The organism is Flavilitoribacter nigricans DSM 23189 = NBRC 102662 (assembly GCF_002646595.1).
GTDB classification, from domain to species: Bacteria; Bacteroidota; Bacteroidia; order Chitinophagales; family Saprospiraceae; genus Flavilitoribacter; species Flavilitoribacter nigricans.
On the sequence record NZ_PDUD01000040.1, the window covers coordinates 1 to 16,989 of the forward strand.

General features: G+C 49.7%; 12 protein-coding genes. 3 read left to right on the top strand and 9 right to left on the bottom strand.

Features of this window, described 5'->3' with window-relative positions:
• A partial coding sequence (locus tag CRP01_RS31900) for a tetratricopeptide repeat protein (protein WP_143473619.1) occupies positions 1-417 on the top strand: 417 nt, incomplete at its 5' end.
• A gap of 209 nt (positions 418-626) precedes the next feature.
• Here the strand turns inward: CRP01_RS31900 and CRP01_RS31905 are convergent.
• The 7 genes from CRP01_RS31905 to CRP01_RS31935 all read right to left on the bottom strand — a co-directional run bounded on the left by CRP01_RS31905 (position 627) and on the right by CRP01_RS31935 (position 12,406).
• Positions 627-2,072, bottom strand: a complete 1,446-nt coding sequence (locus tag CRP01_RS31905; RefSeq protein WP_099154140.1) for a RagB/SusD family nutrient uptake outer membrane protein — start codon at positions 2,070-2,072, stop codon at positions 627-629.
• An 11-nt stretch (positions 2,073-2,083) separates the two neighbouring features.
• Positions 2,084-5,104 carry a SusC/RagA family TonB-linked outer membrane protein gene (locus CRP01_RS31910; RefSeq protein ID WP_099154141.1) on the bottom strand — a complete coding sequence of 1,007 codons (3,021 nt, stop codon included), beginning with the start codon at positions 5,102-5,104 and terminating at the stop codon, positions 2,084-2,086.
• 486 nt (positions 5,105-5,590) lie between these two features.
• Positions 5,591-8,080, bottom strand: a complete 2,490-nt coding sequence (locus CRP01_RS31915; RefSeq protein WP_099154142.1) for a YfhO family protein — start codon at positions 8,078-8,080, stop codon at positions 5,591-5,593.
• Positions 8,081-8,423: 343 nt separating this feature from the next.
• Positions 8,424-8,813: a hypothetical protein gene (locus CRP01_RS31920; protein WP_099154143.1), complete on the bottom strand. Its 390-nt coding sequence runs from the start codon at positions 8,811-8,813 to the stop codon at positions 8,424-8,426.
• A 677-nt stretch (positions 8,814-9,490) separates the two neighbouring features.
• Complete coding sequence (locus CRP01_RS31925) at positions 9,491-9,883, bottom strand: hypothetical protein (RefSeq protein ID WP_099154144.1); 393 nt, start codon at positions 9,881-9,883, stop codon at positions 9,491-9,493.
• 215 nt (positions 9,884-10,098) lie between these two features.
• Positions 10,099-10,734 carry a response regulator gene (locus tag CRP01_RS31930; protein WP_099154145.1) on the bottom strand — a complete coding sequence of 212 codons (636 nt, stop codon included), beginning with the start codon at positions 10,732-10,734 and terminating at the stop codon, positions 10,099-10,101.
• A complete protein-coding gene (locus CRP01_RS31935) occupies positions 10,727-12,406 on the bottom strand; it encodes a sensor histidine kinase (protein WP_170110620.1) in 1,680 nt (559 codons plus the stop codon). Before CRP01_RS31935 ends, CRP01_RS31930 begins: the two co-directional genes overlap by 8 nt.
• A 308-nt stretch (positions 12,407-12,714) precedes the next feature.
• On the opposite strand from CRP01_RS31935, the gene CRP01_RS31940 reads away from it, so the two are divergent.
• A complete protein-coding gene (locus CRP01_RS31940) occupies positions 12,715-13,155 on the top strand; it encodes a hypothetical protein (protein WP_099154147.1) in 441 nt (146 codons plus the stop codon).
• Positions 13,156-13,238: 83 nt separating this feature from the next.
• Entirely contained in the window at positions 13,239-13,673 is a 435-nt protein-coding gene (locus CRP01_RS31945; protein ID WP_099154148.1) for a hypothetical protein, read from the top strand.
• A 119-nt stretch (positions 13,674-13,792) separates the two neighbouring features.
• Here the strand turns inward: CRP01_RS31945 and CRP01_RS31950 are convergent, their stop codons facing one another.
• The gene (locus tag CRP01_RS31950; protein WP_099154149.1) at positions 13,793-15,958 is read right to left on the bottom strand and encodes a xanthine dehydrogenase family protein molybdopterin-binding subunit; all 2,166 of its coding nucleotides are present in this window, start codon (positions 15,956-15,958) and stop codon (positions 13,793-13,795) included.
• Between the two features lie 10 nt (positions 15,959-15,968).
• On the bottom strand, positions 15,969-16,961 hold the full coding sequence (locus CRP01_RS31955; protein WP_099154150.1) for an FAD binding domain-containing protein: 993 nt from the start codon (positions 16,959-16,961) through the stop codon (positions 15,969-15,971).
• Positions 16,962-16,989 lie beyond the last annotated feature (28 nt).

Sequence of the window (16,989 nt, forward strand, 5' to 3'; positions counted from 1 at the left end):
TTGGACAAAGCTTTGACTTTCTACGATCTGGATGCTCAATTGAGTAAAGAACTCTATGAGGCATATCCACAAAATGTATCCTTTAAAAACGGATTGGCCATTTCTTATGAAAAACTCGGGGAGACCCATTCCGCGCTCGGCAATTTGGACAAAGCTTTGACTTTCTTTGAAGAATACTCCCGCTTCAATACAGAACTCTATGAGGCATATCCACAAAATGTATCCTTTAAAAACGGATTGGCCATTTCTTATTGGAAATTGGGTGACTTCAATCGAAAACAAAGCAAAATAGAGCAGGCTCGTAAATACTTTCAGGCCGCTGAAAAACACTGGGCTGAATTGGCTAATGCTTTTCCTGCATATATTCAATTTTCCCAATATCTGGACATTGTCAAAAAAGACCTTGCTAATCTTTGAAAATTCTCCTGGCAGGATTAGGTTAATTCTCCCATTCGCTACAAAATCCTACATCTCTTTATAGTTTAGTGAAATTGGCAAGAATATGATAGATTAGCTGTCCTTATTGACAAAAAAGTAGGTGCCCACATTTTGTATGGAGCGATATCGAACTAGTCCGATACCGCTCCACAACCAGCCCACTTTTTTAGGCAAAACGGGCTCAATGATCAATACCCCTCATTCTGAATCAGATTCGGATTGCGCTCAATTTCCGTCAGGGGTATCGGATAAAGCACGTGAAAACTCTGTGCCGGTTTTCCCCGCGCAATGGCCATCTCAATGAATTTTCCGTGTCGGATCAGATCCTGTCTTCGGATGGCTTCGGTATGGAACTCCCGGCCCCTTTCATCCAGCAGGAAGTCTTTGAATTCCTGAGCGCTGCCAAAGTCGCTCAGTGCTTTCTGGGGCACACCGGCAGCATCCCGCACCATATTCAGCAGATCGACCGCTTCCTGATCCAGGCCATTTAGTTCATTGAGGGCTTCCGCCCGGCTCAACAGCACATCCGCATATCTGAAAAAGGGAAAATCGTCGGACGAGCGGCTGGCTCCCTGGGTGGGATATTCCGGAAATTTGAGGCTCCGGACATTATCCGTACCCAACTCAATGGTCTCTCCATCCGCATTGACAAATTCAAAGAGGAAGGCATCGAGCCGTTCGTCTCCCGCTTCGAACAGTTCAAGAAAGGCCGAGCGTATTTTGTATTCGGCGGCAAAGATCTGCCGGGGTGGGTACATCCACTGGTAACCTCTCGGCACCACGTGACTCAACCAGCCGTCTCCGGTATCATTATTAGGGGTGTCGGACATGACGGAAACAAAAATAAACTCATTGTCACGCTGGTGATCCGGACTGAACAACTCGGTTCGGTTCCCTTCGGTAAAGAGATCATAAATACCGAGGCTCATCACTTCGGATGCGGTAGCGGCGGCATTATTCCAGTCTTTGGTCATCAGGTAGAGCTTCATCAAAGCCGTCAGGGCAGCTCCTTTCGTCGGGCGACCGTACTGGTTTTTCGGAGGCGTCAACGGTAAAGCGGTAGCGGCAGCTTTAAATTCCGCCTCTATAAAATCGATCATTTCCTGATCCGTTGCTCTGGCCGGCCGGTCCGTCACATTGGTAACGCTGGTGGTCACCAGAGGAACCGGGCCAAATTTGTCGTAAAGCAGGAAATAATTAAACGCCCGCAAAAAGACCGCTTCCGCCCGTATTTCCTCTTTCCGGTCTTCATCGCCCGTGATGGGATCCAGATTATCGAGTACGACATTGGCTTTGAATATTCCGCGGTACCTTCGTTCCCAGTCGTTTCTCAACCATTGGTGTGAGCTGTTCCAGGTAAACTGTTCGATGGGTTCGTTCCAGGTATAAATACCACCACTTCTTTCCAGGTGAATATCCGTACAGACCTCCTGCAGGGTGACGGCATCGCGGGTAATATCGCTGTATCTCAATTCGCCGTAGACCGAATTCAGGGTAATCTCCGCATCCTCCAGGGTATTAAAGAAATCCGATGGCTGCAGGGCCGTATAGGTCTTTTCTTCCAGTAATCCATCGCAGGAAGTGATGCTGCAGAGTACGGTGACTGTGAATATAAATAGGATAGATTTTTTCATTGTTTTAATGTTTAAAATTTGACATCAATCCCAAACGAATAAGTTCTTGCCAGCGGATAGGCCGTATAATCGATCACCGTATTGGAAGATCCGAACACATTGATATCCGGATTATATCCCCGGTAATCGGTAATCGTGATTAAATTCTGGCCGGCCAGGTAGATGGTCAAACCCGAAATACTCCTGCCTCCCATGCCCGGGAAACTATAAGCCAGTCGGAAATTCCGCAGGCGCAAAAAGGAAGCGTCTTCAACGACCCGGCTGTTGAAATCGAAGGATCGGGAAGGCTGGATAAAAGAGGGAACGTTGCTCGAATTATTGGTCGGGGTCCACCGGTCCAGGACGTAGCGTTGCCGGTTTCGCAGATCATCGATCGGGTTTTCCGAATCAATGGTCGTTACGTTGGCCAGCTCGTAACCAAACCGTCCCTCAAAGAAAAACTCAAGCTGGAAGTTATTGAACTTAAAAACATTATTGAGACCTAAAGTAAGGTTGGGGAACGGATTGCCCAGTACGGTTCGGTCATCGGGGGTAATGGCTCCGTCTCCGTTAACGTCCCTGAATTTTCTTCCGCCCACATAGGAATTCGCCTGGGTAGGTGAATTTTCAATATCACTCTCCGACTGGAATACGCCTACATATTCATAACCGAAGTAGGAATTCATAGGCACGCCGGGCTCCAATAAAGTAAAATCATTGAGGAACCTAACACCGCCCTGCAGGATGCGGGGTAATTCTCCCAGACTGATCACTTCATTTTGCAGCGTGGCAAAATTCAGACTGGTCGTCCAGGAAAATGCGCCGATCAGATTTCGGGAGGTCACATTAAATTCGAAACCCCGGTTTTCCGTATCGCCCACATTTTGCAGAGAAGTCCCGAAACCGGTAGTGGTCGGCACCGGTAAAGCCAGCAGCAGATCACGCGTTTTGTTGATGAAATACTCCACCGAGCCGCTGATCCGGCCGTCCAGTACGGTCATATCTACGCCCACATTAAAGGACTGCGTCGTTTCCCACTTAAGATCGGGATTGGCCAACTGAATGGGAGCGATCGACTCAAATTCCATGCCGTCCAGTACGGCAACCGGCCCCCTGCCCAGCAATATCTGAGACTGGCCGTTCCCGATCTCCTGGTTACCACTGATGCCGATACTCGCCCGCAGTTTCAGATCGTCGATGAAGTTGCCTTCCGGGAAAAAGGACTCATTGGAGATACGCCAGGCCAAAGCGCCGGAAGGGAAATAGGCAAACTTGTTGTTTTCACCAAAACGGGAAGAGCCGTCCGCCCGGAAGGTACCCGTCAACAGGTATTTGTCGTACATGTTATAGTTTAAGCGGGCAAAACCGGAGACGATCGTATTCTCCTGCTTACTGGAAGTCACCAGATTCTGGGCCGCCTCGCCGGCACCCAGATTGTTGGATCCGAAAGCCGTACTGGAGAAATTTCGGGAAGTGGCCGAAAAGCCGGTGCTGACAAACTGCTGATAGCCAAAACCGCCCAGTAAGGATAAACGGTGATCATCTCCCAGTTCCGGATCGTACTGGCTGGTAAATTCGATCAGGTAATCCGTGTTGCCATTAAAGGTTTTATTGGCTTGTCCTTCCTGCAATTGACCAATCAGGGTTTGGGTATCGAAAAAGTAATCTCCTTCGATATTTCTGCGACTGAACCCAAAATTGAGCTTTGCACTCAAAGCGTCGAAAAATTTGTAATCGATATAAGCATTCCCGAACATGCGGGAGATGTTGTCAAATTCATCAATCGTTTCCGCCTGCCCCACGGGATTACTCAGGTCCTGCAAACTAATCCCGAAGTTGCCATTATCATCGTATACCGGATCCGTAGGCGGCATCTGTAGCGCCGCTCCGACCACCCCGGCCTCGACGTTTACCCCATTCGTGATCCGGGCACTGGTCTTATGTTCAATACTATTGTTAAAATTTATCCCGACTTTAAATTTCTCACTAATGGCGTGTACCAGATTGATGCGTCCGGAAAACCGTTGAAATCCGCTGTTCAGGATGATCCCGGCCTGATTAAAATAACCGAGTGACAAATAGTACTGCGTTTCTTTGGATCCACCGCTAAACGAAATACGGTGGTCCTGCACACCGGCCGAACGTAGTACTTCGTCCTGCCAGTTGGTACCGTTTCCGATCCTGCGGATATCTTCCGCACTGAATGGGGCCGCTTGCCCCCGATCGGCGTAGACGTCATTGTAAAAGGACATGTACTCCTGGGCATTCATCATGTCGAGCATCCGGGAAGGTTCCTGTAAACCCACCGATACATTGTAGTTGACCGTTAAAGGCGCTTCCTTTTTGCCCTGTTTGGTGGTAATTATAATCACCCCATTGGAGCCCCGCGCGCCGTATATCGCCGTAGCGGAAGCATCTTTAAGCACCTCCACCGATTCAATATCCGACGGGTTTAGGGAGTTCAGCGGATTGGTTCCCGGTAAGCCATCCACCACATACAAGGGTTCATTGCCGGCCGTAATGGAATTCGTTCCCCGTATCCTGACCGAAAATCCACCACCGGGTTCTGCATTCGTTTGGGTAATCCTAACCCCCGCAACCCTCCCCTGCAAGGTCTGATCCACCGAAGTCTGGGAAACTGAATTCAGTTCATCTCCATTCACGGAGCCTACCGATCCGGTCAGGTCGCTTTTCCGGACCGTACCGTATCCAACCACTACGATCTCATCCAACTGGGAGGCGGATACCGCTAAACTTACGTTGATCACGCGCTGGTTGTCCACCGGAATTTCCTGGGATTCGTATCCGACATAGGAGAAGACGAGCACGTCATCCGGCGAAGGCACTTCGATACTGAAGTTACCGTCGACATCAGTTATGGTGCCGGTACCGGTGCCTTTGACCAGTACAGTGGCCCCAACTACCGGGCTACTGTCTTCGGAATCCCTGATCTGCCCGGTGACATTGATCTGGGCCATAGTGTGCTGCTGCAGGCCTGCCACCAGGACCAGCAAAAGCAGACATCTGAAAATCGGCTTAAATGGGTTCATCATAATAAGGTGTTTTTGAAATGAATGATAGGAGACCAGATAAAAGCTAATGCTATACTGATGTAAATTGGCTTGGGTCCTGGCCTGTCAAACCTAGTCAGGATACAGCCAATTGGAGTACAGCCGTTGCTGACCGAAGCGCTTTGGGAATCCCGACTATTACATGCATGTCAGGACTAGATCACTTCGTTTCAAGGATAATGCGTCAGATAATTCATGGAGGAAATAAATCTACTTAAAATTTCCTTGATCTATAATTTTACAGAAAGTAATTTCCTGAAAACCAGTAAAAACAACATATAAACTTGCAAATATTTAAATATGGAAACTTTTTAAATACCTGGCCAGAATTCAGGCGAACGCAATAAAGCTTCCCCAAAAACTGAGATGAGAGGTAAAGACAGAGACAGACCGGAAGTCTATACCCTGGAAGCGGATATTTCCCAAGCTATTTGGGTAAACACGGTATGTGCATTAAGGCCTCCTATTTTATTTTTTCTTTTTACGGGCAACCGTTCTCTTGGCTTTTTGACTGGTAGTAACCTTTGTAGCCGGCTGATGTTGCAGGTTCTGCCAGAACCCATAGGCATAGTAAGCGGCCAGGCCAAGTATGCCCAAAATGATGATAAGAGAAGATATTAGAGAAATGGCTACACCGGCTTTATAGATCCCCGGTGAAAACTCAAAAACAATGGTGTGCTGGCCGGCGGGTACCCGTAAGGCGCGCAACAGGTAATTCACCCGGATGTGGGCAAGCGGTTCTCCGTCAATATAGGCTTTCCAGCCTTTGTCGGGGCCGTACCAAACCTCGGAGAATACCGCAAGTTGTTCGCCGCTGGTATTACTGGTATAAGTCAGTTTATCGGGAGCGTAGGCGGTCAATTCGATGGTACCCGTGCCGTTGGGATTGAGGCCGCTCACATAGTCCTGAAATTCTGTATTTACCACGGCCGTGCGGGACGGATCAAAATCGGTCAGTGCATCGATCTCCGCATTGGCGTTGGGCACAATTTCCAGATCACTGACAAACCAGGCATTACCAAGAGCACCGGGGTTGACCACGGCGGTAGCCTGATCATCCGGTCCGGGCTGGATAAAATATTTGGTATTCAGCATATCCAGTACGGCCTGATTCCCTTGCTGGATATGGTGCTGAATGATGTCCTCAATGCGCTGCAACTTAGCGGCGTGATTGCCCCCGATGGATTTATGGTAATAGGAAGCGCGGGTAGAGACAAAAGTGGGTTCCGTGAGGTCCAATACCCGGAAGCTGAGCGCCTGATCCTGCAGGATCTGGGTGTCGACCGGGCGCGGAGCGTGCGTATTCGCGATCGCTCTTTTGGGATAAAACGAATCCTCATTGAGGTACCGGCGACCGACACCCCACATATCAAAAAGCACTAATGCTCCCAGACCGAGCATCAGCCATTTCTGGTCCAGCTTGTTTTGGATAAAAGCCCAGATCCCGGCGGCGCTCAGTCCGATCAGTATCAGGCTGCGAAGTGCATCGGATTGCATCAGTGATTTCCGCATGGCGATCAGTAGTTCCGGTTGGATATTCTGGGCCCGCTGGGGATCCGAGGGATGAGTAAAATCAAACATCGATGGTCCCAGCAGTAGGAAAAACAGACAGATCGCGCCAAGGATCCCACCGGAGATCAGCAGGCTGCGCATTACTTCCGGCGTGGATACTTCGCCTTTAATGATCCGGTTGACAGCCATAAAACCCAGTGCCGGCACCAGCACCGCCGTTACGCTAAGGACCGAGTTGGGCGTCCGGAATTTATTGTAGAGAGGAATATATTCAAAGATGAAGCGGTTAAACCATTCGAGATTAGCCCCCATTGACAACAGAAAAGTGAGCAGCACGCCCAGCGCCAGCCACCATTTAACGGGCCCCTTGACCAGGGTAAGCCCCATAAAGAAAAAGAAAAAGGCGATGGCCCCGAAATAGATTGGTCCGCTGGTACTCCCCACCCCTCCCCAGTAGAGCGGTAAAGCAAAAGTTGGCGGCAATTGCGCCCCTCTGCGGGTCAGTTCCCGACCGATCTCCGAATCGCGACTCACCGGCTCATTGGTGGCCCCTCCGGCAACACCCGGAATGAAGGAGGAAAAGAGATCGATCGTAGCATTACTCCACTGCATGGCGTAGTCCCAGGCCAGTCCTTCCGTTTGGCTGCTGGATCCCGGATCGATCCCGCCTGCTGCTTCCAGGATCGGCTTACCCCGCATGGTATCCTCTGCGTATTCCAGCGTCGGTAATATATTCGAGGCAGCGCTCCCCAGCGCCAGCAAACCGCCGATGACTAAAGTACCGACTGCTTTGAGGAAATCGGGCAGCTGTTTTTCCCGAATCGCTTTTACCAGTTCGGCAATACCGAAAAAGACAGTGGTCAGCACAAAATAGTAGGACATTTGGGGGTGACTGGCCCAGAGGTTCAGGCCGGTTCCCAGGGCGAAAATGGCTCCCCCCAGCAGATAGCGCTTGCGAAAGACCAGGATCATACCGGCAATGACCAGCGGCAGATAAAGAATAGCCATTAGTTTGGAAATGTGCCCGGCTTCGAATAACACCAGATTATTGGTAGTGAGCCCGAAGGCTATAGCGCCTACTATGGCCAGCCAGGTATTCACCCGGAGTACAACCAGCATAACAAAAAAGCTCAGCATCCCGACAAAGAACAATCCGGCGGGAGAAGGGATCCCCAAACGGGCGAGTTGCTGGATCACCGTCAACCCATTTCCTTTACGGATGCTATCGATCTGATACGTCGGCATACCGCCAAACATAGCGTTCGTCCAAAGTGCGTCCTTCCCCGTTTCTGCCTTGTAGTTCTTGATTTCCTGTACCATGCCCCGCCACTGGGTAAGGTCGCCCTTGGGCATTTCCAAACCCTGGAATTGCGGATAAAAGTAGATGACGCTAATGATCAGAAACAGGAAAACGGCTGAAATGTAGGGAAGCAATTTGTTGAACATGGATCGAGTTTTTTCCGGTTGATCTCCTCTATTATTTTGGATTGAGATCCGCTCCAGGCAATGCTCAACCAATATAGTGATTTTCAATCCAGACTGTCCAACTGGTATAGCTATTATTCGAAGGTTCGGTTGAAGTTGTCTAAAAAGAAAGTGGGAATAAGGGAATTATCTGCATTACGCTATATTTCAAAAATCCATTTCTCCAGCGATAGGATTAGGTTACTGATTGGAGCATACGCTACGAATGGGCCTATGTTATCACAAAAAGCCGCTGACCGATTACGATCAACGGCTAACTGTATTATTCACTTTTATCGGCAGGTATTACCAATAGGTTGAGCGCTTATTTGCACTTTACCCAACTCTCTTCAACTACATGGATGCCGTCTTCGGTTTCATTAATGTGAAATACCGAGTGTATTACGGCCTTGGAAGGAAACACCAGGGTGAAAGGAAGCGTGAATCCGTTTTGATTGCCGTGTTCGACCACTCTTACATTTAAAGGCACGGATTCTCCGGTAGCAATTTCCGTAGCGATACCCTTATAGATATACACGACACCGTTCTCTGAACTAATCCTTTTTAATGTACCGGATACGGCGTAGAATCCGCATCCATCATCCACCGTGAAGGCAAAATCCGTATTCCTTACCTCTGCTCCATGCTGGGCAGCGACCGGCGTAACAGCAAATGAAAAAATGGCGAGGGAAAAAAACAAGATCAACTTTTTCATAATAACAGGAATTTTAAGGTGTGATTTACTTGATTTAAATTTTCGCTTAAAAGCTTAATTCAAAGCTCCGGAAAATTAGGACCTGGAGAAAGGTCACTTGATCAAGCGGGCTAGAAAAGTGTGTATTTGGTAGACTTGATTAGTTAAGGCCAGGAGTCAAAATGGGTAAAAGAAAAGTTTGGAAACTTAATTCAGGTAATGGACCGAGATCATAAGATAGAAGGAACACAACATGTTTCGAAAGGAGATAAGACAACGCGTCTACCAGCTTATTTATCTAAAGCCAGGCGCTCCAGATTGGCCATCTGTCTAATAACTTTCCTTAAAAACCGGAGAGCGGTACCAAGTTACCTCGATACCGCTCTACAGTTTACGTCTGGCCATCCATTGGGCCTCTATATCGCATTGACCCAAAATTCGGAACAAACTTATCCAAATCGGGGGGTTAAAAGTCCCGGAGGGACAAAATGTAGGTAGCCAGTGAAATAATTGGGCAGGCTCAGCGTGCTGTAAGTACGCCATGTAAAACCATATTACAACCTACTGCACGCAAAGCCGGGAAATGATCATTTCGCTACTTATATTTTGTGCCTAAATTCACATTTCCTCCAAATTTAACTCCTGATTAGCATGACTTATGGTAAAGGCAATCAGGACATCTAAACTACCAGGATAGGTCAACGATTATCCTTGTCCATTTCGACCTTCCGATTTTTATCTGCGGGCCGTTTCGGCTCATCCGATGCGATATCGGTACCATCATCGGTGTTTGCGGCCTCCGGTGGCATGAGTTTCCAGTTCTTAGCTTTTGGTCCGGTTACTTTCGGGCGTTTTCCCGATGTGACGGCGGTGTACTCGGCCTCGTCCGCCCGGAGTGATTTTTTATTTTTTGCCTGTGGGCCGGTCAGTTTTTTGCCGGATACTTTGGCAACAACCGCTTTCTTTTCGGATTTATATTTCCAGGATTTGTAATTCTTAGCTTGCGGCCCTCTCAGATCATTTTTTTGCTGTGCGTAACCAAATGAGGCAAATATCATACTAACGGTAAGCACTAAAAGTAATCTCTTCATAGACTTGATGTTTTTGTAACTTAATTACTTATAAAACATTCTGTCGAAGAGGATTCCTCTCTGAGAAATTCGGTATTTTTTTATCCGTATAAATACGGAGTAGCGTAAAGGGACATCACCCGTAACTCAACATACGATACTGATTTACAATTAATTAAACAGACCCACAATAACTAAGTATTCTAATTCCGCTCTAGTAGATTCCCAGGCCAGGATCAGGACAGCAGATGCAACTGAGTGGCCCGTTTGATCAATTCTGCGGTATTTTTAACGTCCAGTTTTTTCAGCATATTGGCCCGGTGCGTCTCGATGGTACGGGTACTTATGAACATTTTTTCGGCCATTTCTTTGGTGGTCAGGCCTTCGGCAAGATGGTGCAACACTTCGATCTCCCGTTTGGTCAATTTTTCCGGTATGCTTTGCTGCAGGGATAGATTTTGGAACATCCTGGCCGATATATCGTCATTGTAGTATCGTTCTCCCCGGTATACCTTGTGAATGGCGGTGAGTAATTCGTCTTCGTCCGCATTTTTGAGCAGATAGCCGTAGGCGCCCGCTTTGGCGCATTTTACGATATAGTTGCCATCCTCGTGCATGGAAATGACAATGCTCCTGATCTTTTTGTAGTGCTTCTTCAACCTTTTTAATACCTCAAAACCGCCCAGTCCCGGCATGGTCAGGTCCAGTAAGATGATATCCGGTGATTCCCGCTCTTCCAGAAATTGCAGCAGGGATTCGCCGTCCGGCAGGCTCGCCAGAAGTTCGAAGTATTCATGCTTCAACAACAGCCCCGCCAGGCCGTCCCGAAACAGCTGGTGGTCATCAACTATCGCGATCTTTATTTTACTCATCTTTTATCGGAATTTCTACTTCCACTTCGGTGCCATGCTCATCGGCGTGAATGGAAAGATACCCGTTAAACACCTTAACCCGCTCTTTGATGTTCTTCAATCCATAACCGTATTGCACCTCATCTAATTTAAAGCCCTTGCCGTCATCCTGGTAATACAAGGCCACCTTATCGTCAAATTGAGTGAGGGATAAGCGCACATTTTCGGCCTGGGCGTGCTTCAGGGTATTATTCAGCAATTCCTGGATAATCCGGAATAAATTGATGTGCGTTTCCGTATCCAGGCCTGCCGGATCATCATCTTTCATGGAATTGACGTAGTGTACATTCAGCTTACTGCTCTTTCGCACCATTTCGGTCAGATGCACCACCGCTTTTCCCACTCCGAAATCGAGCAGCGCCTGGGGCATCAGATCATAAGTCATTCTCCGGACTTCCACGATCATCTCATCCAGTAGCTGTTTCAATTGCGTTTTCCGGGGAGCGGGCAGATCAGTAGACTGAATAGAAAGTTTCAGACTGGTCAGCAGCGGCCCCAGACCGTCGTGCAGTTCCTTGGCCAATCGACTGCGTTCTTTTTCCTGACCGTTCAGGAAGGATTTTTGATTGGCAAGGTTGTTTTGCTCCTGCAACTGGTGGTAGCGGATCAGTTGTTCCCGCATTTTCAGCAGGGAATGGCCGAGTTTATCATTGTCGCCGAGGGGTTCAAAGTCGGCGCTTAATTCCATCTGCCCGATCTGCTGGGAGAAATGAATAGCGCCTTTGATCGATGCTTTCAGATCGCCGAGCGCCGTAAATAAGGCGCCCAGTTCTTTCGGTCCCTTACCCGGACTAATGGTGATATCGTAGTTTCCCGCCGCCATGTCATGCAGATGGGACCGCATGCGGAGGATGGGTTTGGAGAACGCCCGGGCCATGAAATAGGAGATCAGGATGGCCAGGAGTAACACAAAGATGACGATGGCCACCAGTTGTCGCTTTAATTCCAGCAGCGGTGCCTGTACCTCTTCCACGTCCATTTCGGATAAGATCACCCAGTTCAGATGCTTGAATTGAATGGGTTGGTAGGAACTGTAGACCATCACGCCACGATAATCGGGAAAGATGCCCGTGCCCTGCTTTCCGGCAAGCGCCTGTTTCACCCCTTCGGTTTCTGCCCTAAAACTATACGGTGCCTGCTCCGGGAAAAACCTGGAAAGCGAGCGCAGATGGTAATCTCTACCGACCAGGTAACTTTCGCCGCTCTCCCCCATTCCCGTGCGTTCCAGCAGTATACGCTGAATGGCAGCTCCCGGATGTCGCCGGACGGCGTACTGCAGGCTATCCAATGGCCGGATGAGCAATAAGGATAAGGCTCCACTGTCGCTGTACGGCGTTAGGTCGTAGATCCCGGCAACGGGCGATTGAAATGCTAATCCGGCGTTACGTCCCAGTGTGTCCAACTGATCGGCATCGATAACAAAGGAATTAGGGTTGGGGCCATCTACCGGTTCGTTGGTGAAATCTTCCCATATCCGGTTCAGGTAAGCCTCGATCTGTACTTTTTTTAATCTTTTGACCGAAGTCAACTGCAGCAGCACCCGCTCATTCAGGGCCGTCTGAAAGGCCCGGTAAAAGAAAACCGACAGGACCGTCACCAGCACTACGGACAGCAGGCTCATCCAAATGGACATCCATAATCTGATCTTGGGACGCGGCATTATCCTGGAAATTAATCAAGGATAAAAGTATTCAGATCGCTGTATTGTTCCAAGCATCAACGATAGGAAACTGCCTTTAAACCTCTCCACAGGCCTTTTATTCGTGGTTTCCGCCGCCATCGGAAGCTTTACGCCCGGCCCGGCGAGCGCTGCTTTCCGCCATTTTATTGCCCCAAAAATTCACCCAAATGGGTGAATTTTCCGTTGCCCCGGCACCATAGTTTTGTCATGCTGATCAGCCTCAATACAATTTTTTAATCACTCATTAAACCAAATTATCCATGTCATTTTCTGTGCTTATTACCCTTTTGGCGTTTTTCTTACCTGCTGATAAAGCAGCCGTAGCGCCCGCATCCTCAGAACTATTTTTCGAGACTACGACCACCGGTATCGGCTACGGCAGGCCAACCGCTGCCTGCGACGGCGTCGGTATCTGTCTGGTATCGGCCTCCTTCAACGGAAAATTTGAAATGAAAGATAACTTCGGCAAGGCCGACATCACCTTCAGCCGCAGTGGAGGTGTATCCAGGATCCTGGCCTATTCCGAATCGATGACGAAAAAGACCATCGAGAAGCAGTTTTCCGGCAAAGAATTCGTGATGAAGGACCCTTATACCGGATCCATTAAAATGGGAGAAAAAAGTCTGAAGATCAGTATTCCGGCCGGAAGCCACAAGCTTACCCGCACCAAAGCCGGCTTTCTGATCGAGATCGGCGGATAAAATAAACCCAGAGTGGCGGTGCCTTTATCGCCACTCTGGGTAGACTTCCATTCAATTGAAAACTGAATAACCAATTCCACCAAATGAATGCTATTTATTATCAATTACTGCTGGGGCTGTTTATCCTGACCAGCCCGGGAATACCATCCAATTTCGTCATGCCTGCTGCCGGAGATACCACCGTTTCGGGAGTCGGATTGGGAAGGAACAAAAAAAATTGTGAGGGCAAAGGGATCTGCATTATCGGCAGTGAACTGAAGATCGCGGGGATCGGCGACCGTCAAACCATCGCCAGGCTCAATTTCAGCAAACAGTCCCTCGGCAGTATGTCCATATCCTATTCGGATCTGACCGAAGGAGCCAGACGGACCTTCTTCTCCGAGAAATATTTCCTGATGGAAGAAGCCTACAGCGGAACCTTAAAAGTCAAGGATCGTGCCTACGAGATCAAAATTCCGGCCGGAAAGTATCCGATAGTTAAAGAGGAGAAAGGATTACGGGTCGATTTTAAATTATAATCGTTCGATAGATAATACAGGAAACGGTTTGGTCCCAACGTATCCAATACATTCAGGACCAAACCGCTTGTCAATACTGCTCTCAGCTAGGGAAAACCTCCGGCTGGGGAATTTTTATTTTAAATAGCATCCGGTTCGGGCTCCGCCATGATCAGTTTTTCCGGAGTGATCGGCAGATCGCGCATCCGCTTTCCCGTGGCATTGAAGATCGCATTGGCAATGGAGGCCGCCACACTGGTAATGCCGAGTTCGCCGATGCCTTTGACGCCCATCTCGTTGGCAATTTTATCTTCTTCCGGCAGAAATACCACATCGATATTCGCCAGATCGAGATTGACCGGCACGTGGTAATCCGCAAAGGAGCGGGTGATGAAGTTACCGTATTTAGGTTCGATCCGGCTTTGTTCGGCAATTACCATACCGGCGCCCATCGTCAGTCCGCCGATGATCTGTCCAAAAGCGGTCTTGGGATTGAGTATCTTACCGCAGGCACCCACATTGACCATCCGTTTGATCCGGTACATCCCGGTATCCTTATCCACCCAGACCTCGGCGAAATTGGCCCCGAAAGAATACACCGAATGTTTTTTAAAGGCTTCGGAAGGTTTGGCCGTACCCGTGGTCTCGTAGGAGCTGAGTTCATTTTTCTCCAGCAACGCCTGGATGCTCAGGTCTTCGTCCGTATTCAGTTTTTGGTTGAGCTCGCGGATCGCATTCATGCAGGCCACCCGGGCCCCGTTGGCATAAGAAGCCGCGCCCCAGGATCCACCCGAACCGGGCGTCACGGGGAACAGCGAATCGCCCAGTTCCACACTCACCTGATCCACGGGAATATCCAGATATTCGGAAGCCGTCTGGGTGATGATCGTATAGCTTCCGGTACCGATGTCCGTAGCATCCATCTGAATGGTCGCGTAGACCTTCCCTCCTTTGAGCTCCAGTTTGACTTTGGAGGAGGTTTCCCGGTAGGGAGCCGCCCGGGATGCCCCGCTGACGCCGTAGCCGATCAGCCAGTTGCCTTCCTGTTGGGCGCCCGGTTTCATTTTGCGCCGTTCCCAGCCGAATTTATCGGCTCCAATGCGGAGACACTCCGTCAGCAGACGGGAAGAAAAAGGTTTGTTGTTGCTGGGGTCGGTTTGCGTATCGTTCTTGATCCGGAATTCGATCGGATCCATTTTCAGCTTCCAGGCCAGCTCATCGATGGCCGATTCCAGGGCAAAACTTCCGGTAGCTTCGCCCGGTGCGCGCATGGCGAAAGGCGTTTGCAGATTCAATGGGACCAGGCGGTGGCTCACTTTATTATTAGGCACCTTGTAAAGCATTTTGGAAACGGTACCACAGGATTCCTGGTATTCCTCGTAAGTGGACGTGTGCGACAGGGTTTCGTGGACCAGCGCCGTCAGCGTACCGTCCTTTTTGGCTCCCAACTGCATTTTCTGTTCGTTTTGCTGCCGGAAATTGGTATTGGTAAACATCTGTTGCCGGGTGACGGTGAGCTGCACCGGACGCCCGATCTTGCGGGCCGCCATGATGGCCAGGATTACGTGTTGCTTAGCGTGCAATTTAGAGCCGAATCCGCCGCCCACATAGGGCGCAATGACCCGTACTTTCTCCTTGGGGATCTGAAAGGTATTGGCGATGGTAATGGCCGCATTGTCGATCATTTGCTGACTGGCGTACGCCTTCACCTCACCGTTTTCCCAGGAAGCAATGATCGCATGCAGCTCCATGGGGTGATGGTGCTCAATGGGCGTATGGTAGGTCACTTCGACTTTCTCGTCGGCCTCGGCCATTCCCGCCGCAACATCGCCCCGGGAATAATCCGATGATTCCTCGGGTTTGTAGGCGTCACTCCGCTGCCGGTCCAGGTGGATCCTGGGTTCCTCGGTCCGGTATTCAAATCTTACCAGTCGGGCGGCATACTGTGCCTGTTCGAAGGTCTCCGCTACCACCAGCCCCACGTATTCACCGTAGTAGTGGACTTTGGGACTTTGCAGCACCGGTTGGATGACGTCGGGCAACAGAGACGGTAATTCTTCGTCGTAGCGCTTCAGCTTTTCGGCATTCTTGTAGGTGATGATCTCGATCACGCCCTCCTGTTTTTCGGCTTCTGAGGTATCTATGGCCGTGATCTCCCCTTTGGCGATGGTACTGTTGATCGCCTGGGCGTATACTTTACCGCTGACCGGAAATTCCGAGGCATATTTTGCCATTCCCCTTACCTTCAAATGTCCTTCTACCCGATCGATCGGATTTCCTGTTCCTGATGGTGTTGTGTTTTTCATGGTGTTTGTTTTACGCGTTTTTTTCGTAAGCCTGGGTAAGCGCCCGCACGATCGCTTTTTTTCCCATTTCTACCTTGTACTCGTTATCCTCCAGCGGGCGGGCTTCCCGCATCGCCAATTCTGCCGCCTGTTCAAAATTTTTCGTTTGCGGTAGTTTGCCGGTCAGAAACTCCTCGGCTCGCGTTAGTTTCCAGGGCTTGTGGGCTACACCACCCATGGCTAGTCCGGCCCGGACAATAGTTCCGTTTTCGATCTGCAGGCCGGCAGCGACGGAGATTAGGGCAAACGCATAGCTGGAGCGCTCGCGGATCTTCAGGTAGTAATAATGCTTCGAAAATGCCGGCTTGGGTAGCTCAATGGCGGTAATGAGCTCATTGGGCTGCAGCGTGTTATCGGCTTCCGGCTGATCGCCCGGCAGACGATGAAAATCGGAAAAATCGATCGTCCGGGTGGTGCCGTTTACCCGCTGCACCTGTACCTTAGCCCCGATTGCGGCCAGCGCTACACACATATCCGAGGGATTTACCGCTACACATTGTTCATTCCAACCAAAGATGGCGTGCAGGGCATTCATTCCGTTGCGGGCGCCACAGCCGCTACCCGGTTCCCGTTTATTACAGGGCATGGAAGTTTCGTAGAAATAGGGACAGCGCGTGCGTTGTAAGAGATTACCGCCGTTGGTGGCCATATTCCGGATCTGCGCGGTAGCCGCCGAAAGCATGGCCATGGACAGCAGTGGGTAATGCCGGCGAATATCCGGATGATTAGCGGTATCGGCGTTGCTGAGCATCGCTCCCAGTGTATAACCGCCGTTTTGATTAGATTTTATTTCCTGAAAACCCAGCCCGGCAACTTCGATCAACTCGGATGGACGTTCAACATCTTCCTTCATCAGATCGATCAGATTGGTGCCGCCGCCCAGGTATTTGGCCGTCTCGTTGGCGGCTGCCGCCGCTAGTGCCTGCTCCTGGTTTTGGGCCTGGGTAAAAACAAATGGTCTCATAGGGTATTGATTTTCAATTGAAATGGAT